General features: G+C 62.7%; 13 protein-coding genes. 5 read left to right on the forward strand and 8 right to left on the reverse strand.

The window, feature by feature from the left end; all coding sequences use genetic code 11:
* Positions 1 to 329: 329 nt before the first annotated feature.
* From NCT04_RS17190 to cobA, 3 genes are all read right to left on the reverse strand, one after another.
* On the reverse strand, positions 330 to 1,469 hold the full coding sequence (locus NCT04_RS17190) for a CmpA/NrtA family ABC transporter substrate-binding protein (RefSeq protein WP_250466729.1): 1,140 nt from the start codon (positions 1,467 to 1,469) through the stop codon (positions 330 to 332).
* 20 nt (positions 1,470 to 1,489) lie between these two features.
* Positions 1,490 to 2,065, reverse strand: coding sequence for an ANTAR domain-containing response regulator (locus NCT04_RS17195; RefSeq protein WP_244829714.1), 576 nt, complete (start codon positions 2,063 to 2,065; stop codon positions 1,490 to 1,492).
* A gap of 189 nt (positions 2,066 to 2,254) precedes the next feature.
* Complete coding sequence (gene cobA, locus NCT04_RS17200; RefSeq protein WP_250466730.1) at positions 2,255 to 3,016, reverse strand: uroporphyrinogen-III C-methyltransferase; 762 nt, start codon at positions 3,014 to 3,016, stop codon at positions 2,255 to 2,257.
* A gap of 716 nt (positions 3,017 to 3,732) precedes the next feature.
* Between cobA and NCT04_RS17205 the strand changes: the two genes are divergently transcribed.
* The 5 genes from NCT04_RS17205 to NCT04_RS17225 are packed head-to-tail and all read left to right on the forward strand — an operon-like array spanning position 3,733 to position 11,994.
* Positions 3,733 to 5,058 carry an MFS transporter gene (locus NCT04_RS17205; RefSeq protein ID WP_244828502.1) on the forward strand — a complete coding sequence of 442 codons (1,326 nt, stop codon included), beginning with the start codon at positions 3,733 to 3,735 and terminating at the stop codon, positions 5,056 to 5,058.
* A gap of 23 nt (positions 5,059 to 5,081) precedes the next feature.
* On the forward strand, positions 5,082 to 7,625 hold the full coding sequence (gene nirB, locus NCT04_RS17210) for a nitrite reductase large subunit NirB (RefSeq protein WP_250466731.1): 2,544 nt from the start codon (positions 5,082 to 5,084) through the stop codon (positions 7,623 to 7,625).
* A gap of 15 nt (positions 7,626 to 7,640) precedes the next feature.
* Positions 7,641 to 7,985, forward strand: a complete 345-nt coding sequence (gene nirD / locus NCT04_RS17215; RefSeq protein WP_244828499.1) for a nitrite reductase small subunit NirD — start codon at positions 7,641 to 7,643, stop codon at positions 7,983 to 7,985.
* The gene (locus tag NCT04_RS17220) at positions 7,982 to 9,250 is read left to right on the forward strand and encodes an NAD(P)/FAD-dependent oxidoreductase (protein ID WP_250466733.1); all 1,269 of its coding nucleotides are present in this window, start codon (positions 7,982 to 7,984) and stop codon (positions 9,248 to 9,250) included. The genes nirD and NCT04_RS17220 overlap by 4 nt, the downstream gene beginning before the upstream one ends.
* A 2-nt stretch (positions 9,251 to 9,252) precedes the next feature.
* Positions 9,253 to 11,994, forward strand: a complete 2,742-nt coding sequence (locus tag NCT04_RS17225) for a nitrate reductase (protein WP_250466735.1) — start codon at positions 9,253 to 9,255, stop codon at positions 11,992 to 11,994.
* A gap of 554 nt (positions 11,995 to 12,548) precedes the next feature.
* Here NCT04_RS17225 and NCT04_RS17230 read toward each other — a convergent pair.
* The 5 genes from NCT04_RS17230 to NCT04_RS17250 form a co-directional block, all read right to left on the reverse strand.
* Positions 12,549 to 14,069: a heavy metal sensor histidine kinase gene (locus tag NCT04_RS17230; protein WP_250466737.1), complete on the reverse strand. Its 1,521-nt coding sequence runs from the start codon at positions 14,067 to 14,069 to the stop codon at positions 12,549 to 12,551.
* Entirely contained in the window at positions 14,066 to 14,779 is a 714-nt protein-coding gene (locus NCT04_RS17235; protein ID WP_244828488.1) for a heavy metal response regulator transcription factor, read from the reverse strand. Before NCT04_RS17235 ends, NCT04_RS17230 begins: the two co-directional genes overlap by 4 nt.
* A 100-nt stretch (positions 14,780 to 14,879) precedes the next feature.
* Positions 14,880 to 16,343, reverse strand: coding sequence for an efflux transporter outer membrane subunit (locus NCT04_RS17240; RefSeq protein WP_250466738.1), 1,464 nt, complete (start codon positions 16,341 to 16,343; stop codon positions 14,880 to 14,882).
* Positions 16,340 to 17,590 carry an efflux RND transporter periplasmic adaptor subunit gene (locus tag NCT04_RS17245; protein WP_250466740.1) on the reverse strand — a complete coding sequence of 417 codons (1,251 nt, stop codon included), beginning with the start codon at positions 17,588 to 17,590 and terminating at the stop codon, positions 16,340 to 16,342. Before NCT04_RS17245 ends, NCT04_RS17240 begins: the two co-directional genes overlap by 4 nt.
* A gap of 25 nt (positions 17,591 to 17,615) precedes the next feature.
* Positions 17,616 to 20,816 (reverse strand): efflux RND transporter permease subunit, encoded by a 3,201-nt coding sequence (locus NCT04_RS17250; RefSeq protein ID WP_250466742.1) that lies wholly within the window; start codon positions 20,814 to 20,816, stop codon positions 17,616 to 17,618.
* Between the last annotated feature and the right edge of the window lie 18 nt (positions 20,817 to 20,834).

The raw sequence follows: 20,834 nt of genomic DNA on the forward strand, positions 1-20,834 counted from the left end.
GACGAGAACGTCAGCGCGTTTCGATCCGTATCCCGATATTGTCCATGATGTTGGCGCCGGGGCGCTAAAACCCGCCCGCGAGGGTCGCGCGGCGGCGCCCATTCTCTTGATTTAGGCGCTTAAGTCAAGGCTTGGCGGGATCGAGACGGCTTGATCGTGGCGCGGAGGCCGAGTCGCCACTGAACCTTGCGTTGGCTGGCGTGCTCACGACCGGGTCGAACCGACGTGCATGCAAGCTGGCGTACGGCGTGTCTTGGTCGCTTGCGACGTTTGCGCCTGGCCCTCGCACCGGCCGATGCAGTTTCGCGAGACGAGACAACAGCCCGCGCTCAAGCCTTCACATCGAAGCCCGCGAGATAACCGGCCGTATCGCCGCCATCCCAAACGCGTCCATCGCACAAGGTCGCTTTCCGATACTCGTCCGGCACACTTACGCCTGCCGCCAGCGCCGCCTCGCGATACAACGCCGTCTGGTTCACTGCCGACGCAATGGCGGCATCGTCGTGTTCACCGGAAAGCATGCCCCAGCGCCGATACTGCGTGACGAACCACGAGCCATCCGACACGCGCGGAAAGTTCACCGCGCCATTGTCGAAGAAGCGCACGGGAAGCGCGCGCGCGTCGCCGCCATCGGCAGCAGCCAGCCGGCTTTCGATGAGCGCCGCCGGGACGCCAAGCAACTCCGCCGAAGCCAGCGCCCGCGAAATCTCCACGCGATGCTCGCGCGCGTCGAGCCACGCGCATGCGTCGAGCAGCGTACGCACCAGCGCCCGCGCGCTATTCGGATACAGCGCGACGAAATCGCGCCGGCACGCAAGGACCTTCTCCGGATGATCCGGCCAGACTTCGCTCGTGTACGCAACCGTGCGTCCCACGCCGCGCGCTTCGGCCACCGCATGCCACGGCTCACCCGCGCAGAAGCCGTCGAGCATGCCTTCGGCCATCGCATCGGCCATGCGCGGCGGCGGAATCACGACGCTTTGCACGTCGCGCAGCGGATGCACGCCATTCGCCGCCAGCCAGTAATACAGCCACATCGCGTGCGTGCCGGTCGGGAAAGTCTGCGCAAGCACGGGCGGGCGGTCGAGCGACGCCAGCGCATCTTTCACGCTCGCGCCATTCCGAATGGCATCGGCGAGCGGGTTTGAAAAGGTGATCGCCTGACCGTTGCGGTTGAGGACCATCAGGACGCCCATGTCCGCCTGCGGCCCGCCGATGCTCAGTTGCACGCCATACACGAGCCCATATAGCGCGTGCGCGGCGTCGATCTCGCCGGAAAGCAGCTTGTCGCGCACGGCGGCCCACGAAGGCTGACGGCACAGTTCGATACGGATGCCGTGGCGCCGCCCCATCTCGTGGATGGCCGCGACGGCAAGCGGCGCGGCGTCGCTCAACGCGACGAAGCCGAGCCGCAAATGCGTGCGTTCGGGCAACGCGGACGGGGATGTATTCGTTTCGGGCAAGTTCATGGTCTGTGCAGTGTGCTCGGTCAGGGCAGCAAATCCGCGACCGAGAGAAGCTGGCGCGCGATCTCCGCGACTTTCACGCCCTGGTCCATCGCGCGTTTGCGCAGCATGGCGTAGGCGTCGTTCTCGGACAGGCCGCGGCGATCCATCAGCAGCCGCTTCGCGCGGTCGATGATCTTGCGCTCCGCAAGCTCGTTCTCCACTTGCGCGAGCCGCTGCCGCAACTGCGCCTCGTGTGCGAAGCGAGCAAGCGCGACTTCGATGATCGGTGCAAGCCGCGCGGGCGCGAGCCCCTCCACGGAATACGCTGTCACGCCCGCGCCGACGGCGGCGCGAATGAACTGCTGATCGGCGTCGTTGCTGAACATGAGCACGGGACGCGGCGCGGCCTTGTTCATCACCGCGAGCTGTTCGAGTGTGTCGCGCGAAGGCGAATCGGTATCGATGATGACGACATCCGGCTTCTGGCTCTCCACGGCCGCATGCAGCGCGGAAGGCGCGGCGACCTCGGCGAGCATGTCGTAACCGAGACGCGCCAGCTGCTCGCGCAAGTCGCCGATGGGCTTGGCGGTGTCGGTGACGAGCAAGACGCGCAACATGGATGGAGCAGGAGTCATGCGGGAAACGGTCGGAACGAAGGCATACGCGATACCTTCGACTCTAACGTGCGCCAGGCCGCTTGAGAACCTGGCCGAATGGCATAGGCAATACGGCGTGCGAATGTGCGCGACCAACGTCTTTCGTTGCGACGAACGCGCGGATTCAACGTTGCATCGCGAGCTATTCGTTCAAGCGGCATGCGCGAGACCTTGCCTGGAATGGCACGCGAATTCGACGGCTTCGCCGATCGCGCTGCCAATCAGAATGACGGCGGGGCTGCCGAGTCCGGCGGCGGTGGCTTCGGCGGCGAGACGATCGAGCGTGGTGACGAGGCGCTTCTCATCGGGCGATCCCGCGTGCTGCACGACCGCGGCCGGCGTATCGGCACGCAGCGCCAGGAGCAACGCCTGAGCGATGCTCGCAATGCGGCTCATGCCCATGTAGATGGCGAGCGTCGTGCCGGTGGCGGCGAGCGCGGCCCAGTCCGGTTGGCTGTGATCCTGCATGTGTGCCGTGACGAAGGTCACGCCCTGACAATGATCCCGATGCGTCAGCGAAATGCCGAGCCCCGCTGCCGCCGCGAATCCCGACGACACGCCGTTCACGATATCCACGGCAATGCCTGCATGGCGTAGCGCCGAGATTTCCTCGCCCGCGCGGCCGAACAGCAGCGCATCGCCGCCTTTTACGCGCACCACGTGCAGGCCCTTTCTCGCATAACGCTGCATCAGACGTTCGATGAACGCCTGCGGTGTCGACCGGCAACCGCCGCGCTTGCCGACGCGAATCACGCGCGCGTTGGGCGCAAGCGTGACGATCTCTGGATTGGCGAGGTCGTCGAGCATGAGGATGTCGGCGGCGGCGAGCGCCTTGGCCGCGCGCAAGGTCAGCAAGTCGAGATCGCCGGGACCCGCGCTCAGGAGGGTGACTTTGCCTTCAACGTGATTCATCGTGTTCTCTTTCGGCTCGGGGCGAGATGACTCGCCTGTATCGGTGGGGCGCATCGGCGCGGCGGGACGAAATGCAAAAAGCGTCCGCCCGTGTCGTTGCACGAGGGGACGCCGTTGTCCTTGGGCCTTGGTCGATGCACGCATCGGTCGATGTATGCATGCTTTGCGCTGCTGCCAGCGCCGTTGCCGGCAGCGCTTCGAGCAATGCAATAAGCGGGCCATTTGCGCCGGGAACGCGCTTGCGTAGATGTCGCGAGGGCTTGCGCCTCGACGCGCGCATCACGTCGCACCGCAAGGAGGCACTGTCGATGTGCAGCCGGCACCCGAACAGCGCGCGCATGCCTCGATGCGTTGCCAAACGCATGGCGTCCCACGTTCATTCGCACGATTAACCAGACGGTTCAAAAATAAGCGACGTTCGCACGCCATCAGTGCTGCGCCGCACCAGCGATGTGCCCGCGCGCATCAAAACGCGACGCGGAGCCAATGCGCGTTGCCGGTGCAGGATGGCTCGAACGCTTATGCCGCATGGTTTTGAGCTGCACGCCTTCAACATGGCATATCCCTTGCCTTATGTCCCGCCATCGGATCAACGGCGATCCGTCCTGATTACAGCGCCCGGCAGGTTAAAGCCATGCGGGCATCGGACAACGGCGTCCCCCGCATCGGCTTCCCGGCTGATGCGCGGGACGCCTTTCTTTTTTGGCGGAAAGACGATGGACAAAGCCACCCGGATCGATCTCTTCAGCATGCGCACGGCGCCGATGCGCGCCTTCCATCTCACATGGATGGCGTTCTTCGTATGCTTCTTCGCATGGTTCGCTTGCGCGCCGCTGATGCCGCTCATCAAGCGCGAATACGGCCTCTCCAACGACCAGGTCGCCAACCTCAATATCGCGGCCGTGGCCGTGACCATTCTCGTACGTCTGATCGTGGGCCCGATGTGCGACCGCTTCGGCCCGCGCAAGGTCTATAGCGCGCTGTTGCTCGCAGGCGCGGTGCCGGTGTTCGGCGCGGCGCTTTCCACGGGCTACGACAGCTTCCTGTGGTGTCGTCTTGCCATCGGTGCAATCGGTGCGAGCTTCGTCATCACGCAATACCACACGTCGGTGATGTTCGCGCCGAACGTCGTCGGCACCGCGAACGCCACGACCGCGGGCTGGGGCAACGCAGGCGCAGGCGCGGCGCAAGCTCTCGTGCCGATGCTGGTTGCCGCCGCGATCGCGTTGGGCGCAGGCGCGGCATCGTCGTGGCGCATCGCGCTGATCGTGCCGGGTATCGCCATGCCTGTGATGGCGTACTTTTACTGGCGCTATACGCAAGACTGTCCGCAAGGCAACTTCACGCAACTGCGCGAACTGGGCGTTGCCATCGACGGCGGCAAGAAGGGCGGCTGGCAGAGTTTCGTGACCGCATGCTCGAACTATCGCGTGTGGATGTTGTTCGTGACCTACGGCGCGTGCTTCGGCGTGGAAGTGTTCATCCACAACATGGCGGCCGTGTATTACGTCGATCACTTCAAGCTCTCGCTCGGCGCGGCAGGACTGGCGGCAGGCAGCTTCGGTCTGCTCGCGCTCTTTGCCCGCGCGCTCGGCGGCTGGCTTTCCGATAAAGCGGCCGCGCGCCGCAGCCTCGATATTCGCGCGACCTTGCTGTTCGTACTGATCGCGGGCGAAGGCATCGGTCTCTATGCGTTCGCGCACGCCGAAGGCGTCGCGCTCGCCATCGTATCGATGCTCATCTTCGGACTCTTCACGCATATGGCTTGCGGCGCGACCTACGCGCTCGTGCCGTTCATCGACCGCAAGGCGCTGGGCGGCGTGGCTGGCGTGATCGGCGCGGGCGGCAACGTCGGCGCGGTCGCGGCGGGCTTCCTCATGAAAGGCGTGGGCAATGCGCAAGCCACGCTCTCGATGCTCGGCGTGATGGTCGGAGGCGCTGCACTGTGCGCGCTGGCCGTGCGCTTTACTCCGGAACACAAGGCACGCGAAGCCGCGTTGCGTGAAAGCGCGCTCGCGGGCAACAACCGTGTAGCTGGTTAAGTCATCACTCAGGCAGAGTCTCCATGAAAATCGTCGTCATCGGCCACGGCATGGTCGGCCACAAGTTCCTCGAATGTCTCGCCGAAAGCGGGCATGACACGCTGCAAGTCACCGTGCTCTGCGAAGAACCGCGCGCGGCCTATGATCGCGTTCATCTGACCGAATTCTTTTCGGGCAAGTCGGCCGATGAGCTTTCGCTCGTGCAGGAAGGCTTCTTCGATCGCTCGGGCTATGCGCTTCAGCTCAATGCGAAAGCCGTCGCGATCGATCGCGCGGCGCGTACCGTGACGGCATCCACGGGCGAAGTGCTGCCCTACGACAAGCTGGTGCTCGCAACGGGTTCGTATCCGTTCGTGCCGCCCGTCGAAGGCAAGGAGCGCGCGGGATGCTTCGTGTATCGCACGATAGAAGATCTCGAAGCGATGCGTGCCTTCGGTGCGAAATCGAAAGTCGGTACGGTCGTCGGCGGCGGTTTGCTTGGTCTCGAAGCGGCGAAGGCGTTGCGCGATCTCGGGCTCACCACGCATGTCGTCGAATTCGCGCCGCGTCTGATGGCCGTGCAAGTGGACGACGGCGGCGGACGCGTGCTGCGCAGCAAGATCGAGGAACTGGGCGTGACGGTGCACACGGGCCGCAACACGCTTGCCATCGTCGATGGCGAGGGTGCTGCGAATCGCATGAATTTTGCCGATGGCGCGCATCTCGATACCGACATGATCGTGTTCTCCGCGGGCATTCGTCCGCGTGACGATATCGCGCGTGCGGCCGGTCTCGAGATCGGGCCGCGCGGTGGCATCGTGATCGACGACGCATGCCGCACGAGCGATGCGGATATCTACGCCATCGGCGAATGCGCGCTGTGGCAAGGGCAGTTGTTCGGCCTCGTCGCGCCGGGTTACGACATGGCGCGCATCGTCGCGAAGCAGGTCATTGGCGCGGACGACGCCATGTTCGCGGGCGCGGACATGAGCACCAAGCTCAAGCTGATGGGCGTGGACGTGGCGAGTATCGGCGACGCACATGGCAAGACGCCGGGCAGCCGCTCGTATCAGTTCAGCGACGAGCGCAAGCAGATCTACAAGAAGCTGGTCGTGTCGGATTGCGGCAAGTTCCTGCTGGGCGGCGTGATGGTTGGCGACGCCACTGAATACGGCACGCTTTTGCAGATGATGCTCAACAAGATCGAGCTGCCGGAAGCACCCGAATTCCTGATCTTGCCGCAAAGCGACGGCAAGGCGAAGCCCGGCCTCGGCGTCGAAGCCTTGCCCGATGCCGCGCAGATCTGTTCGTGCAACAACGTGAGCAAGGCGGAAATCTGCGCGGCGGTGTGCGCGGGCGCGACGAGCATCGGCGCGTTGAAGAGCGCATGCAAGGCGGGCGCATCGTGTGGCGGCTGCGTGCCGCTCGTCACGCAGGTGCTGAAGAGCGAGATGAAGCGCCAGGGGCTCGCGGTCAACAACCATATCTGCGAACACTTCCCGTATTCGCGCCAGGAGCTTTATCACATGGCGCGCGTGGAAGGACATCGCACGTTCGGCTCGATGCTCGCGAAGCATGGCAAGGGTCTGGGCTGCGATATCTGCAAGCCTGCCGTGGCCAGCATTCTCGCTTCGTGCTGGAACGAGTTCGTGCTGAAGAAGGAGCATGCGGGCCTGCAGGATTCGAACGACTACTACCTCGCCAACATTCAACGCGATGGCACGTATTCCGTCGTTCCGCGCATGCCGGGCGGCGAAGTCACGCCCGATGGTTTGATCGCGGTCGGACAAGTGGCGAAGAAGTACGGGCTCTATACAAAGATCACGGGCGGCCAGCGCGTCGACATGTTCGGGGCGCGCGTGGAGCAGTTGCCCTTCATCTGGGAAGAGCTGATCGCCGCGGGCTTCGAATCGGGACATGCCTATGGCAAGTCGCTGCGCACGGTGAAGTCGTGCGTCGGTTCGACATGGTGCCGCTATGGCGTCGGCGATTCGGTCGGTCTCGCCATCGCGCTGGAAAACCGCTACAAGGGCCTGCGCACGCCGCACAAGATCAAGTTCGGCGTCTCGGGTTGCACACGCGAATGCGCGGAAGCGCAGGGCAAGGATATCGGCGTCATCGCGACGGAGAAGGGCTGGAACCTTTACGTCTGCGGCAACGGCGGCATGAAGCCGCGTCACGCCGAACTGCTCGCATCCGATCTCGACGAAGTCACGCTCATTCGCTACGTCGACCGCTTCCTGATGTTCTACGTGCGTACGGCGGACCGCCTGCAACGCACGAGCGTGTGGCGCGACAACCTCGAAGGCGGCCTTGATTATCTCGTCGATATCGTCGTGAACGACAAGCTCGAACTCGCCGCCGAACTCGAAGCGGAGATGCAACTCGTCGTCGATACGTACGAAGACGAATGGAAGAAGGCCGTCACCGACCCCGAAACGCGCAAGCGCTTCCGTCACTTCGTCAACAGCGACAAGAGCGACGAGAACGTGACCTTCGTGGAAGAGCGCGGCCAGATTCGTCCCGCGACGCCCGAGGAACGCAAGCTGAAGCTGATCGACATTCCTGTCGTCGTCGAAACCGTTTGAGCGCTGGAGACCACCATGAATGACCGCATTGAACAGGACTGGACCGAGATCTGCGCACTCGATGACATCGTGCCCGACACCGGCGTCTGTGCGCTTTTCAAGGGCGCGCAGGTGGCCGTGTTTCATGTGGCGGGCGACGAGCAGAGCGTCTTCGCCATCGACAACTTCGATCCGCATTCGCAGGCGGCGGTGCTCTCGCGCGGTATCGTCGGCAGCTTGGGCGAGCGCATTGTCGTGGCATCGCCGATCTACAAGCAGCACTTCGATCTGCGTACCGGCGAATGCCTCGAAGCGCCCGAGCGCTCCGTGACCGCGTATCGCGCACGCGTGGCCGGCGGTAAAGTGTGGATTGCCGCATGAAGACGGAATATGCGGTTGCGGCTGGCGCGGCCGATGTACCGGTGGTGCAGGCGCGTCAGCGTCTCGTCGTGATCGGCAACGGCATGGCGGGCATGCGCACGGTCGAGGAATTGCTGAAGATCGCGCCCGAGCTGTACGACATCACCGTGTTCGGCGCCGAGCCTTACGGCAACTACAACCGCATTCTGCTTTCGCCCGTGCTTGCAGGCGAGAAGAGCGTGGACGACATCATCCTCAATACGCGCGAATGGTATCGAGCCAATGACATCACGCTGCATGCAGGCGACGCCGTGGTCGGAATCGATCGCGTGCGGCGCATCGTGCGCTCGGCAAGCGGTGTCGAGGTGCGCTACGACCGACTTCTCATAGCGACGGGTTCGAAGCCTTTCATCATTCCCGTGCCGGGTTGCGATCTTCCGGGCGTGATCGCGTTTCGCGACATTCAAGACGTGGAAAAGATGCTGGCGGCATCGCGCGATCATCGTCACGCGGTGGTGATCGGCGGCGGCTTGCTCGGTCTCGAAGCGGCCAACGGTTTGCAACGTCAGGGCATGTCGGTGACGGTCGTGCATTCGAGCGAAAGCCTGATGGACCGTCAACTCGATGCGAGCGCGTCCACGTTGCTCAAGCGTTCGCTGGAAGCCAAGGGTCTGCGTTTCGCGATGGCCGCGAAGACGACGGAGATCGTGGGCGATGAACGCGTGACGGCGGTGCGCTTTGCCGATGGCCGCGAGATCGAAGCCGATCTCGTCGTGATGACCGCGGGCGTGCGTCCCAACATCGCGCTCGCGAAGGAAGCGGGACTGCACTGCGAGCGCGCGATCGTCGTCGACGACACCTTGCAGACTTACGATCCGCGCGTCTATGCAGTGGGCGAATGCGTGCAGCATCGCTCGGCTACGTTCGGTCTCGTGGCGCCGATCTGGGATCAGGCGCGTGTGGCCGGCGCGCATCTCGCCGGCGCGGGACATCGCCGCTATGTGCAGCGCGCGACCGCGACCAAGCTGAAAGTCACGGGCGTCGATCTTTACTCGGCGGGCGATTTCATCGGCGACGATTCGTCCGAAGACCTCGTGCTGCGCGATCCGCGTCGCGGCGTCTACAAGCGTCTCGTGTTGCAGGCGGGCTGTGTGATTGGCGCGGTGCTGTATGGCGACGTGAAAGACGGCGCATGGTATTTCGAGCTGATTCAGAACCGCACGGATGTCTCGCATCTGCGCGGACGTTTGTTGTTCGGCAAGACGCTTTGCGAAGCGCAAGCATAGATATGAACGCGAGAATCCCCATCATTCCGGTTCAGGCCGCTGCCGTTCGCACGACGTGTCCTTATTGCGGCGTGGGTTGCGGCGTAATGGCGACACCGCGCACGGCTATCGACGTGGCGATTGCTGGCGACGAAACACATCCGGCCAACTTCGGCCGCTTGTGCGTGAAAGGCTCGGCACTCGGCGACACGGTGAGCCTCGAAGGACGTCTGCTCAAACCGAAGCTGCGCGACAGTCAAACCGGCGCGCTCGCCGATGTCTCCTGGAGCGATGCCATCGGCACCGTGGCGAGCGGATTCGCTCGCATCGTCGAACGTCACGGTCCGGATGCGGTCGCCTTCTACGTATCGGGGCAATTGCTCACGGAAGACTATTACGTCGCCAACAAGCTGATGAAGGGCTATATCGGCAGCGCGAACATCGATACGAACTCGCGGCTTTGCATGTCGTCGTCGGTGGCGGGACACAAGCGCGCGTTCGGCGAAGACCTCGTGCCGCTGAATTACGAAGACCTCGAACTTGCCGATACCATCGTGCTCGTCGGATCGAATACGGCATGGTGTCATCCAATCCTGTTTCAGCGCATCGTGAAGATGAAGGAAGCGCGGCCGGACGTGAAGATCGTCGTGATCGACCCGCGCCACACGGCAACGTGCGAGATGGCCGATCTGCATCTGCCGCTCAAGCCCGGCAGCGATGTGCGGCTGTTCAACGGCCTGTTCGCGTTTCTGGCGGAGCATGGCGCATCCGATTCCGCTTTCGTCGATGCACACACCAACGGCTTCGATGCCGCGCTCGCGGCAGCAGGACCGTCCGATCTCGCGCAGACCGCGAAGGACTGCAAGCTCGATGCGCACGACTTGATGACCTTCTATCGGCTCTTTGCGCGCACCGAACGCGTGGTGACGGTTTATTCGCAAGGCGTGAATCAATCGAGCGCGGGGACGGACAAAGTCAACAGCATCATCAACTGTCATCTGTTGACAGGACGCATTGGCAAGCCAGGCATGGGACCGTTTTCCTTCACGGGACAACCGAACGCGATGGGCGGGCGCGAAGTGGGCGGCCTTGCCAACACGCTGGCGGCGCATCTCGAACTGGATAGCCCGTTGCATCGCGAGATCGTGCAGACGTTCTGGGCGTCGCCTGCGATTCCCGAACGCGCCGGATTGAAGGCCGTCGATCTGTTCGACGCCATCGAAGCCGGCCGCGTGAAAGCAGTGTGGATCATGGGCACGAATCCGGTCGTGAGTCTGCCGGACGGCGACCGCGTGAAGCGCGCGCTTGCAAAGTGCGACCTGGTGGTGAGCTCGGACATCATCGAGCGTACGGATACCAACGCTTGCGCCGATGTGTTGCTGCCCGCGCTCGGCTGGGGCGAGAAGGACGGCACCGTGACCAACTCGGAGCGCCGTATCTCGCGGCAGCGCGCGTTTCTGCCGGCACCGGGCGAAGCGCGCGCCGACTGGCGGATCATGTGCGATGTCGCGCGTCGCATGGGCTTTGCAGGCTTCGACTTCCAGGCGCCGCATGAAATTTTCGATGAACACGCGCGTTTGAGCGCGTATCGCAACGACACGGAGACGGGCGTTTATCGCGCATTCGATATCGGCGGACTAACGCAACTCGGAGAGCAAGATTACGACCTGCTCGAACCCGTGCAATGGCCGCTGCGCTCGAAAGACGACACCGGCAGCGCGCGACTCTTCGAGGAACGACGCTTCAGTCATGCCGATGGGCGCGCGCGTTTCATCGCGACGCCGCCGCGCGATCCGGTCAACGCGCCCGATGCCGACTATCCGCTCATTCTCAACACGGGCCGCGTGCGCGACCAATGGCACACGATGACGCGCACCGGGCGTTCGGCGAAGCTCGCCGGGCATATCAGCGAATCGTTCATCGACATGCATCCGCAAGACGCGCTTGCATACGGCGTGCGCGAAGGAGAACTCGCGCGCGTGACGAGCCGCTGGGGTTCGATGATCGCGCGCGTTCAATTCGGCGGCGGCATGTCGCGCGGCAGCGTGTTCGTGCCGATCCACTGGAACGATCAGGTTGCCTCGGATGCGCGCGTCGGCGCGGTGGTGAATCCGGTCGTCGATCCGGTATCGGGCGAGCCCGAGTTCAAGCACACGCCTGTGTCGATCGAGCAATTCCACGTGACATGGCACGGCTTTGCGCTTTCGCGACGCGCGCCCGCGCTCGATTCCGTCACGCACTGGACGCGCGTGCACGGCGCGCGTTTCGTGCGCCATGAACTGGCAGGACGCAATCGTTTCGATGCCGCGCATGACGATCATCGCGACTGGGCGCGCGCGCTTTTTCGCATCGACGATCCGCATGCGGACTGGATCGAATACGAGGACAAAAGTGCGGGCGTGTATCGCGCGGCGCATGTGGTGAACGATCGCATCGAGAGTTGCGTGTTCGTTTCCGAGCGCCCCGACTTGCCTGCGCGCGCTTGGCTTGCGAGTCTCTTCGATAAAGAGCGTCTCGACGATGAAGACCGCGCGAGCCTTTTGCTCGGCCAGCCGATAGGCAAGGGCGAGGACACAGGACCGACAGTCTGCTCGTGCTTCGGTGTCGGGCGCAATACGATCTGCAAGGCGATTCAGGACAAGGGTCTGAAGACGGCCGCGGAGGTCACCGCTTGCGTGAAGGCCGGCGGCAACTGCGGATCGTGCGTGCCGGAGTTGAAGAAGCTGATCGTCGAAACGGAGATGGCTCGGTTGAGCACGGTTTGATTTGTCATTGACGGCTGCGGCAAGAAGCGGGCGCCTCGGCGCCCGTTTTTACTTCATGCCGTCTTCCAATAAGCGCCCTGTGAGCGTTGTCGAACCAAACATCTGATGAATCAGCTCGATTTCAGCGCATATGTTGGTTCGCCCGCCAATTCCTTTCGCAAATCTCCTTACAGTCCTTTCCCACAGGCGCATCGACAAAAATGAGCGTCAGCGGGCATCGTCGAATGGCTATAGGGATTGAAACGAAGGCACGGTTATTTCGGATGGCGAATAAGTTTCTTGCGGACGCTTCCATGCTACACGGCACACGAAGCGAAGCTTGCCGCCATTGCAATAGCCATTGCCATTGCCATTGCCATTGCCGCGACTAAACCGACGTCGCAAACAGCTCAGTAACACCGTTGGAACTCCGGAGGCAACCAGGCAAGGTGGCGTTTCTGGAGCATGGAGATGTGCTTCACAGCCGTCTCTTCTTTTTGGGTTGGCTCGGATGTGGATACATCGGAAGGGCCAACCCTTTTTTTTGACGTCGAGGGAAAGCACTGCGAGAACAATCAGCCCGTGGAATGCCGTTCCGAAAGGCCCATCGCAATGCGCGCCTGCTGCGCATGCTCGGCGGATAACGGCGCCCCGGCCGATGCTCCGCCTTCGCTCATGGGCCGATGCTCATTGCCGAATCGCGCCACCGAGAACGCGAATGTGTTGATGCCCTTGGCACTCGTCGCCGATACCGTGCCGCGATGCATTTCCGCCACGGCCTTCACGATAGCCAGTCCCAGCCCGTGATTCTCCCGGCTGTTGGTGCGCGAGCTTTCGGCGCGATAGAAACGATCGAACAGATGCTCCATGACAGGCGGCGCGATCTGCTCGCCGGGATTAGCCACCGCGATCCGCACGCGCCCATGCTCGCGCGCGATGTTGACCGAGATAGTCGCGCCCGGCGCGCAATGCTGAATGGCGTTCATCACGAGATTGGAAAGCGCGCGGCCGAATAGCGACGTGTTGACGAAGGCGCGTGCATCGCCGCTTGCCGTCGCGCGCACTTGCGCTTCTTCGAGCGGTATCTCCAGAAACTCCAGCGTGCGGTTCACTTCCGCCGCGAGCGACACTTCGACGAGCCCCGTTGCGCGTTCGCCCTGATCGGCACGCGCGAGGAACAGCATGTCGTTGATGATCGCGCGCACGCGCTCGAACTCTTCGAGATTCGACTGCAACGTATGACGCAATTCTTCGATCGGCCGGTCGCGCGTGAGCGCCACTTCCGTCTGGCCGATGAGGATGGTGACGGGCGTGCGCAACTCGTGCGCGACATCCGCATTGAACGATTCGAGCCGTCCATACGCGTGATCGAGCCGTTCTAGCGCGCCGTTGAATGACTTCGCGAGGTCTTCGAGTTCAAAGGGCAACGAGCGCGTGTTGAGCCGCTGCGAGCGATTGTTCGGGCTTACGTTCTGCGCGTCGCGTGTCAGACGCGTCAAAGGCGCAAGGCCCAGTCGCGCCACCGAATAGCTTAGGAACAACACGGCGACCGTGGCGAGCGCCGTCAATGCGGCAAGCGCAAGCCCGAAGGCGCGCATGGTCCGCACGTTCGGCGAACAGTCCACGGCCACGAAAAGCTGCAACGGCGGACGGTCCATATACGGCGGAATGGTCAGCGTAGTCATGAGCATTTCATACGCGCGGCCTTCGGGCTGGAAGTGCCCGTAATGGTCCTGCACGCGCTTGATCTGATCGCGCAAGGGCGGCGCGCCGTAGTTATAAAGGCCGTCGTTGCTGGCCACGGCGAACATCGTGGAGCCGTCACGCGGCGTGATGTCCGCGAGCTTCTCCTTGGCCATCTTCCACTTGTCGGGGTTCGATACGTGCGAGACGATCAGCCGTGCGATCTCCGCGCGATTGTCGAGCGAGTCGCGCAGATGCTGTTCGAGCTGCACACGCAGCACGAGAAAAAGCCCGGTGCCTACGAGCGCGAACACGAACAACGCGACGACCGCGAACATGACCGCAAGCCGCCGCGCAATGGATCGCTGCGAGCGCGGTTCGCCGTCGCCGGATTTGGCCCACTGCACGTTCATGATGTTCTCGCGTCTTCCCTGGTTTCCCGCGTGTCGCGTGCTTCGCGCACTTCGAGCACGTAGCCCATGCCGCGCACGGTATGCAGGAGTTTGGTGCGAAACGGCCCGTCGAGCTTGGCACGCAGCCGCTTGATGGCGGTTTCCACCACGTTGGTATGACTTTCGAAATCTACTTCCCAGACGAGTTCGGTGATGGCCGTCTTCGACAGGATATCCCCATGACGGCGCGCGAGCACGCTCAGCAGCTGAAATTCCTTCGCGGTGAGATCGAGGCGCACGCCGTCACGCGTGGCGCGTCTGCCGATCAGATCGACGTAAAGATCGCCCACGGAAATGAGCGTGGATTCCTGCGCGCGCGTGCGCCGTGCGAGCGCGTGCAGTCGCTCGACGAGTTCGAGAAACGAAAAAGGCTTGGTGAGATAGTCGTCCGCGCCCTCGCGCAGACCGCGCACACGGTCATTGATATGATCGCGCGCCGTGAGCATGATGACCGGCGTCGACTTCTGCAGACGCAGCGCCTTCAGCACCGCGAAGCCATCGCGGCGTGGCAGCATGACATCGAGCACGACCACGTCGTAATCGTATTCGATGGCCAGATGCGTGCCTTCCTCGCCGTCCATCGCCACATCGACGACCCAGCCTTGCTCGGTCAGTCCGGAGCGCAGGTAATCGACTACCTTGTGTTCGTCTTCCACTATCAGGACTTTCATGCCTGCCTCTTCAAGGGGTTTGCTTACCGCTCGCTTGCTTATTGTTATAGGTGATTACTATACGATCCTCACGTCTAACATGCTTGCATCGAACCGCCATTCAACGCGATGATTCCTCGACGCTCTGATTCGATGCACCCTGTTCCTGCGCCGCGTCATGCACGTCCCATCCGCCGCCCAGCGCCTTGACGAGCGCGACAGACGTGGTGTGTTGCTGGCCACGTATCTGCACATCCTGGCGCTCGCTCGTGAGCAATTGCTGCTGTGCGGTGATCACGTCGAGATAAGCGACGAGGCCGCCCGAATATCGATCATTGGCAAGCGAAAGCAGACGCTGCGAGTCGACCACGGCTGCATGCGATTGCTTCGCCGCGCCATCCAGCACCGATAACCCGACGATACCGTCCTGCACCTGCTGGAACGCGCCGAGAACGGTCTGACGATAATTCGCCTCAGCCGCCACGTAGCCTTCGCTCGCGAAGTCGACGGCAGCGGAACGCCGGCCGCCATCGAACACGACCTGGCTCGCCATGGTGCCGATGGTCCACAAGAGGCTTGGCGCGGAGATGAGACTCGAGAACGCCGTGCTCTCCCAGCCGACGTTACCGTTCAAGGTCAGGCTCGGAAAGAATGCAGCCTTGGCGACGCCGATCTGCGCATTCGCCGACGCCATCGAACGCTCCGCCGATGCCACATCCGGCCGGCGTTGCAGCACGTCGCTCGGCAGGCCGAGCGGTATCGACGGCACCGGACGATCCTTGATGTCCGCCGCGATGGAGAACTGCGGCGCGGGCGTGCCGACGAGCGCCGCAATGGCGTGTTCGTATTGCGCGCGCTGATTCAGCAGCAGTTGCGCCTGCACGCGTGTCGAGTCGAGTTGCGACTGCTGTTGCAGCACGTCGAGACCGGATACCGCGCCCAGATCGTGCTGCGAGGTCACGTAATCGAGCGCTTTCTTTTGCAGCCCCACGGAGCGATTCAGCACGTCGATCTCGGCATCGAGTTCGCGCATCGAGAAATAGCTGCTCGCGAGTTCCGTGGTGAGAACGAGCCGCGCGTTGGCGAGGTCGTCGCGCGATTGTTCCGCCGTTGCCTGTGCGCCTTCCACTTCGCGGCGAATGCGTCCGAACAGATCGAGGTCATAGCTCACGGAAGGCGCGAGCTTGATGTCGTTCTGAACCGTGCTCATGACCGGCGTGTTGTAGCTCGTGACCGGACGATTCTTCGATACGCGCAGACGGTCGGCCTGCGCGCCGAGATCCACCTCGGGCAGCGCGAGCGATGAGGTTTGCGCGAGCGTTGCGCGGGCCTGTTCGTAATGCGCGACGGCGGCCGCGAGCGTCTGATTCTGCGCGAGTGCTTGCGTCTCCAGCGTGTTCAGCGTGGCGTCGTCATAGCCCGTCCACCAGTCGAGCGCGAGCGGCGCGTGCGAAGGTTCGCCGACTCGCCAGTACGAGTCGGTTTGCCAGTCGGGCGGCGTCTCGGCGACGGGGCGCTTGTAATCGGGGCCGACGGTGCACGCCGCGAGCATCGTCAACATGCCGATGGCAACGATGCCTCTCATGACGCGGCCTTTTGATTCGGAGTCTGCGGATCGTGCTGATTCTGCTGCTTCTGCGGCTGGACCACGACATGATCGCCGTCCGCAATGGAATCGCTCGGATTGATGATGATCTTGTCGGTCGGCTCGATACCGCTCTCGATTTCGAGCGACTGCCCGAGATCCTGCGCGATCACGATCTTGTTCAGATGCACATGGCCGTTCGAGTCGACCACCGCGACGCGCGGTCCTTCCGCACGAAAGAGCAACGCATTGCCCGGCACGAGCAGGCGTGCATGGACGACGGCTGGCACCGCGACCTGCACATAGGCGCCGGGACGGAGGCGCTGATCGGCGTTGGGCAGCGTGACTTCGACTTGCAGCGAACGCGTGGGCACGTCGATCGCGCCGGAGATATGCGTGATCTTGCCGTGGAACTGCTGACCGGGAAGCTCGGCCTGCATCACGATCACCGACTGACCGACCGACACGTTCTGCGCATACGCCTGCGGCAACTGCACGAACACGCGCAGCGGGTCCGACTGCGCGAGCGCAAAGAGCGCGCGGCTCGCGCCACTGCCCGCGTCGATGAGATCGCCGACATCGACGTTGCGCTGCGTGACCACGCCTGCAAACGGCGCGACGATGCGCTTGAACGATTCGAGCTGACGCAGACGTTTCACGTTGGCGTCCGCGGCGGCGAGATTGGCCACGTCCTGGTTATACGTGCTCTGACGTTCGTCGAGTTCCTGCTGCGAGACGGCATCGCGCTGACGCAGTTGTTGCCAGCGTTGCAGCGAGCTTTTCGCAAGGCCCAGGCTCGATGCTGTCTGATCGCGTTGCGCGACCGCCTGCGCGAGCTCCTGATCGATTTCAGGGGTATCGAGATCGGCGAGCAACTGGCCTTGCTTCACGCGTGTGCCGATATCCGCGTACCAGTGCAGCAGATAACCCGTCGCGCGCGCATAAATCGGCGATTCGACGAAGCCGCGCAGCGTACCCGGCAAGGTCGTGTTGCCGCCGCCATCGGTCTGCGTCGGCGCGACCACGTTGACGTATTGCTGGGCGTTCTGTTGCGTGCGCGTGACGACCGAGCGGTTGTGAATCATGTCGCTGATCACGGTGCGCGCCGCGCCGAGCGCGAGCAGCGCAAGCACGATCACGAGCGCGATCTTCGCGCGTTTCCATTCGACATGGCGCGGTGGCAGCGCGGGTCCTTCATTCGGATCACGCGCGGGAATCGCGAGCGAGGCGTGGTTCTTTTCAGTCATGTTCGTCGGAGTGCCTGGATTGAATTCAGTGCTGCGTGTTCGTGTCGTCGGACTGCGCTTCGCCGTGCGGTTTCTGGCCTTTGCGTTCCGCGCGTTTAGCAAGGCGCGCGTGAATACCCGCGAAGACGAGCGGCACGAAGAACAGCGTGGAAACCGTGGCAAACAGCAAGCCGCCGATCACCGCACGGCCGAGCGGCGCGTTCTGTTCGGCGCCTTCGCCGAGACCGAGCGCCATTGGAATCATGCCGATGATCATCGCGAAGGCTGTCATCAGCACCGGGCGAATACGGCTTGCGCCTGCTTCGAGCGCGGAGGCGAGCGGCGGCACGCCCGCTGTCAGACGTTGCCGCGCGAACGACACCATTAAGATACTGTTGGCGGTGGCGACGCCCATCGTCATGATCGCGCCCGTGAGTGCGGGCACGGACAGATGCGTGCCGGTGAGAAACAGCATCCAGACGATACCCGCGAGCGCCGCCGGCAACGCGCTCACGATGATGAGCGGATCGACCCACGACTGGAAGTTGACGACGATAAGCAAATACACCAGCACGATCGCCATGGCCACGCCAACGCCCAGCCCGAAGAACGATGTACGCATGGTCTCGACCTGACCACGCACGTTGATCTGCGTGCCGCGCGGAAGCGTGCGGCGCGCTTCATCGACGAGATGATTCACCTGACGCGCCACGCTGCCGAGATCGTTTCCTTCCACGCTCACGAAGAGATCGATCACGGGACGGATGTTGTAGTGCGAGACTTCCGCGAACTGATTCTGCGGCGAGACACGCACGAGGTTGCCGAGCAACTGCGTCGGTCCCGTGAGCGAGGCAGACACAGGCGTGCGCAAGAGTTCGTCGACCGATGAAACCTGATACTGCGGCGTCTGTACCGCGAGGTTGTATTCCACGCCATTCTTCGGGTTGAACCAGAATCCCGGCGACGTTTGCGAACTGCCCGATAGTGAAACGAGCACGTTCTGCGCGACATTGCTTGCCGAGAGATTGAGCTGCTGCAGACGCGTGCGGTCCATGGTCAGGTTGATGACGGGTTCGTCGAGCTTTTGCTGGATGTGCGTATCCACGTTGCCGGGAATCATGCGGATCTGCTTCATCAGCTTGGCCGCGACCTGAAAGTTAGCTTGCTGATTTTGGCCTTGAATCTGCACGTCTACGGCGGCGGGCAAGCCGAAGTTCAGAATCTGCGTGACGATATCCGCGGGCTGAAAGAAGAACTCCACGCCGGGGAATTTCTGCGGCAAGAGCGCGCGCAGTTCGTCGATATATTTTTCGGTCGGCGCGTGATCTTCCTTTAACGCGACCTGTATCTCGCCGTCGAGCGTACCGATGGTGCCCGAGTTGCTGTACGAGAGATTGATACCGCTATAGGGCAGGCCGAGATTGTCGAGGATGGTATCGAGCTCATCGGCGGGCACGACCTGACGCACGACCTTCTCGACTTCATCGGCGAGACGCGCGGTTTCCTCGATACGCGTGCCCGTCGGCGCACGCATGTGCATGCGGATGTCGCCGGCATCGACCGTGGGAAAGAAGTCCTGGCCGAGCACGAACACCAGCGCGGTGGAGATGAGACAGAAGCCGAGAAAGAGCGAACCGTAGAGCCGCCGCTTCACGAGCAGGCTGCTCAGAATCACGATGTATGCGGCGCGCATGCGCTCGAAGCCGTGATCGAACCGGCGATGCAGCCGCATGAAGAGATTCGGTTTCTTCTTGGCATCGGGTGCATGCGCGTGGCCCATCAGCAGCATGGCGAGCGTCGGCACGAGCGTCCGAGAAAGAATGTACGACGCGATCATGGCGAACACCACGGCTTCCGCGAGCGGCACGAACAGGAACTTCGCCACGCCGGTCAGGAAGAACATCGGCACGAACACAATACAAATACACAGCGTCGAGACGAGCGCGGGCACGGCAATTTCGCCCGCGCCTTCGAGAATCGCTTCGTGCAGATCGGTGCCCATGTGCAGATGGCGTTCGATGTTCTCGATGGTGACGGTGGCGTCGTCGACGAGAATGCCCACCGCGAGCGCGAGCCCGCCCAACGTCATGATGTTGATGGTTTGCCCGAGCGCATGCAGCACGATCAACGACGACAGAATGGACAACGGAATCGAGATCGCGATGATGCAGGTGCTGCGCCAGTTGCCGAGGAAGAGCAGGATCATGGCGGCCGTGAGCGCGGCGGCGATCAGCGCTTCGCGCACCACGCCCTGCACGGCGGCTTTCACGAACACCGATTGATCGAAGAGCGCGGTGATCTTGATGTCTTCCGACAACGACGAACGCGCTTGCGGCAGGAGACCCTTCAACGTGTTGACGATAGAGAGCGTCGATGAATCGCCGTTCTTCAGCACCGAGATCAGCACGCCGCGCCGGCCATCCTGACGCACGACGTTGGTCTGCGGCGAGAAGCCATCGCGCACGTGCGCCACTTCACGCAGATAAGTCGTCGCGCCGTTCACGGTTCGCACGGGCAGGTCGTTGAGGCCTTCCACGGTGGTCGGTGAACCGTTCATGTTGATGGTGAATTCTTTCGGCCCGATCTTCGCCGTGCCGGTCGGCAGAATCAGGTTCTGCGCGTTGACGGCGCTGACCACATCGGTTGGCGTCAAGCCTTTGGCGAGCAGCGCGCGCGTATCGAGGTCGATGGAGATGAGACGCGACTTCCCGCCATACGGATACGGCACCGATGCGCCCGGAATGGTCACGAGCTGTGGGCGCAGGAAGTTGAGCGCCGTATCGTTGAGCGATTGCTCCGACTCCTTAGGACTCGACAATCCAAGCTGGATCACCGGAATGCTCGACGCCGAATAACTGATGACGAGCGGCGGCGTTGCGCCGGGCGGCATCTGCTTGAGCTGCGCCTGTTCGACGGCCACCGTCTGCGCGATCGCCGTCTGAATGTTCGCGGTCGGCTGCAAAAACAGCTTGATGATGGCGATACCCGGCAACGACTGCGACTCGATATGCTCGATGTTGTTGACGGTGGTCGTGAGACTGCGTTCGTTCACGGACGTGATGCGGTTGGCCATGTCCTCGGACGAGAGGCCCGTGTACGTCCAGATGATGCTGACAACCGGAATGTTGATCTCCGGAAGTACGTCCACCGGCGTCGTCAGAATGACGAATGGCGTGGCCAGCAGGATCATGATGGCCATTACGATGAACGTATAAGGCCGCTTCAGCGCTACGTTGACAATCCACATTGAGGCGTTCGGAAGAGC

The sequence above is a fragment of the Caballeronia sp. GAFFF2 genome (assembly GCF_023631485.1).
In the GTDB taxonomy this organism is placed as follows: domain Bacteria; phylum Pseudomonadota; class Gammaproteobacteria; order Burkholderiales; family Burkholderiaceae; genus Caballeronia.